The sequence below is a fragment of the Parvibaculum sp. genome, assembly GCF_030694575.1.
GTDB lineage: Bacteria > Pseudomonadota > Alphaproteobacteria > Parvibaculales > Parvibaculaceae > Parvibaculum.
The window spans coordinates 1-2,972 of the sequence record NZ_JAUYUS010000063.1; the positions used below are offsets into that span (position 1 = coordinate 1).

Below are 2,972 nucleotides of genomic sequence, written 5' to 3' on the forward strand. Positions count from 1 at the left end.
GAAGGACATCGAGGCTCGCGTTGCCCAGATCAAGCGGCAGATCGAGGACACGACGTCCGACTACGACAAGGAGAAGCTGCAGGAACGTCTGGCGAAGCTCGCCGGCGGCGTTGCGGTGATCAAGGTCGGCGGCGCGACCGAAGCCGAAGTGAAGGAACGCAAGGACCGCGTCGACGACGCGCTCAATGCGACCCGCGCCGCGGTTGAAGAAGGTATCGTCCCCGGCGGCGGCACGGCGCTTCTCATGGCGAGCAAGGCCGTTGGCAAGCTCGTCGAGGACAATCGCGACATCCAGGCGGGTATCAACATCATCCGCAAGGCCCTCGAAGCGCCGATCCGTCAGATCGTCGAAAATGCCGGCGTCGAAGGTTCGATCGTCGTGCAGAAGGTCCTCGAATCGAAGCAGGCCAATTTCGGCTTCGACGCGCAGAAGGAAGAGTATTGCGACCTCGTGGCCGCCGGCATCATCGACCCGACCAAGGTCGTGCGCACGGCGCTTCAGGATGCGGCCTCGATCGCCGGCCTCCTGATCACGACGGAAGCCATGATCGCCGAAGCGCCGAAGAAAGATGGCGGCGCTGGTGGCGGCATGCCCGGCGGTGGTATGGGCGGCATGGGCGGCATGGGCGGCATGGACTTCTAAGTCCCGCTCCCCACTCCGAAATGCGAAGGGCCGGTGGAAACACCGGCCCTTTTCTTTTGTCACTTCTTTGAGAGGTGACGTCGCGGCACCTGCCTTCCCGCCCCTGACGCCGCGTCGGTGACCAGCTACACTCGCCACAATCAACATTCGGGAGGACGGCCATGGACTTCTCATTTTCCGAAAAGGACGAAGAGTTCCGCATGAAGGTGCGGGACTTCTTCGAAAACGACTATCCGCGCGACATCATCGAGAAGATGGCGAGCGGCGCCTCGCCGTCGAAGGCCGACTATCAGAAATCCGAGCGCGCGATGGCGGCTCGCGGATGGCTCGCCGTCAACTGGCCTAAAGCCGATGGCGGCACCGGCTGGAGTGCCAACGAGAAATACATCTTCGACGAGGAGCTTGAGCGCGCAGGCGCGCTGAACGTCGTGCCGATGGGACTCCTCTATGTCGGGCCGGTGATCTACACATTCGGCACGGACGAACAGAAGAAGCGTTTTCTGCCCGGCATTCTCGACAGCACGATTTTCTGGGCGCAGGGCTACTCCGAGCCCGGCTCCGGCTCCGACCTCGCCTCGCTGCAGGCGAGCGCCGTTGCCGATGGCGACGACTACATCGTCAACGGCACCAAGATCTGGACCAGCCTCGCCCAGCATGCCGACTGGATTTTCTGCCTGCTGCGCACCAGCCAGGAAGAGAAGAAGCAGGAAGGCATCACCTTCCTGCTGATCGACATGAAGACGCCGGGCATTACCGTCAATCCGATCATCACCATCGACGGCAAACATTCGCTCAACAGCGTCACCTTCGAGAACGCGCGCGTGCCGCAGACGAACCGCATCGGCGAAGAGGGCAAGGGCTGGACCTACGCCAACTACCTGCTCGGCCATGAACGCACCTCCTATGCCCATGTCGCCGGCAAGCGGAAGCAGCTCCGCAACATCCGCGAAGCCGCGCGCGAGCGCGGGCTGCTGGAAGACGCCGCCTTCATCCGCAAACTCGGCGAACTTGAAACCCGGCTCGATACACTCGAAATCACCGTTCTGCGCACGCTCTCGTCGGTCGCCGAAGGTGGTGCGCCGGGCAATGAATCGTCGATCCTGAAAGTGATCGCGACCGAACTCGCACAGGACATCACAGAGCTCGGCGCCGAGACCTACGGCCCCTACGCGCAGCCGGCCTTCCCGGATTCCGTCGCGCCCGCATGGACCGGCAACACGGCGCTTCCCGCGGGCGCGGCACCCGCCGTCGCCGCCTATCTCGGCGCCCGCGCGCAATCCATCTATGGCGGCTCCAACGAAATCCAGAAGAATATCATCGCCAAGAGAATTCTCGGTCTGTAGCTTCTCGTCCGCTACGGCCGGATTCTGGCGCGATTCAACAAGCCGCGCCGTTCTTCCCATGCGAGTTTCTGCGCATGACGAAGGAAGCACAGAACTTCACCGGCATGCGCGTGCTCGTGACCGGCGGTACCCAGGGTATCGGACAGGCGCTCGTTTCGGCCTTTGCCGAAGCCGGGGCTCATGTTCTCACCTGTGGCCGCAGCGCGCCTCCCTCGCCGCTCACCGTCGCTGCAGACATCGCCACCGAGGAAGGCCGCGATGCTCTTCTTGCGGCTGTCCTGCATCTCGACGGCCCGCTCGATATCATCATTCACAATGCGGCAATCCAGCAGCCGCTCAACTATGCAAGCGGAACCGCCATCGGCGATGCAGCCGACAAGGAAATCGCCGTCAATCTCGTCGCTCCGATCCGGCTTACGGAATTGCTGCTGCCGCATATGCGGCATCCCGGCGGCGCCGTCTGCTTCCTCACCTCCGTTCTCGCATATCGGCCGAAGACATCGGCGCCGGTCTATTGTGCCAGCAAGGCAGGCCTTCGGAGCTTCGCGCTTGCCCTGCGCCACCAACTTGCGCCGCAGGGCATACGTGTTGTCGAGATCGTGCCGCCTCTTGTCGGAACAGCGATGACCGGCGGGCGGGGACGCGGCAAGATTTCGCCGGAGAAGGCCGCGCGCGCCGTTCTGGCGGGTCTCGCTCGTGGCGAGCCGCAAATCGTCATCGGCAAGGCGAGGACCGCGCTTCTTCTCGACCGCTGGGCGCCTCGCCTGCTCGCCCGCCTTATGGCGAACCAATAATCCGTTCCTCCACGTCATTTGACTCCCGCCGTCTGGAGGGCTTAACTCCCTTCACTTCCGGTCGCACATATCCTCCGCGCGACTGGCGAAATCAGATGGGTCACCATCGGGGAGCGCGGAGACTGGTCTTTCGAGCCGATCGCCTGGGCAGCACTTCTACATGCTGGCCGGGCGTTTTTGTTTTCAGGCATC

General features: G+C 63.2%; 3 protein-coding genes and 1 riboswitch. All 3 genes read left to right on the forward strand.

Annotated elements, in window-relative coordinates; genetic code table 11:
* The coding region (locus Q8S60_RS09440; RefSeq protein ID WP_305668495.1) for a TCP-1/cpn60 chaperonin family protein at positions 1-643 on the forward strand (643 nt) is incomplete at its 5' end.
* 161 nt (positions 644-804) lie between these two features.
* Positions 805-1,986 (forward strand): acyl-CoA dehydrogenase family protein, encoded by a 1,182-nt coding sequence (locus tag Q8S60_RS09445; protein WP_305276078.1) that lies wholly within the window; start codon positions 805-807, stop codon positions 1,984-1,986.
* A 74-nt stretch (positions 1,987-2,060) separates the two neighbouring features.
* On the forward strand, positions 2,061-2,780 hold the full coding sequence (locus Q8S60_RS09450) for an SDR family NAD(P)-dependent oxidoreductase (protein ID WP_305276076.1): 720 nt from the start codon (positions 2,061-2,063) through the stop codon (positions 2,778-2,780).
* 68 nt (positions 2,781-2,848) lie between these two features.
* Positions 2,849-2,936: riboswitch (ZMP/ZTP riboswitch) on the forward strand.
* Positions 2,937-2,972: the final 36 nt, after the last annotated feature.

What these genes read in the sequence shown, in the direction of transcription:
- Q8S60_RS09445 (WP_305276078.1), top strand. Translation starts at nt 805, where the DNA reads ATGGACTTCTCATTTTCCGAAAAGGACGAAGAGTTCCGCATGAAGGTG.
- Q8S60_RS09450 (WP_305276076.1), top strand. Translation starts at nt 2,061, where the DNA reads ATGACGAAGGAAGCACAGAACTTCACCGGCATGCGCGTGCTCGTGACC.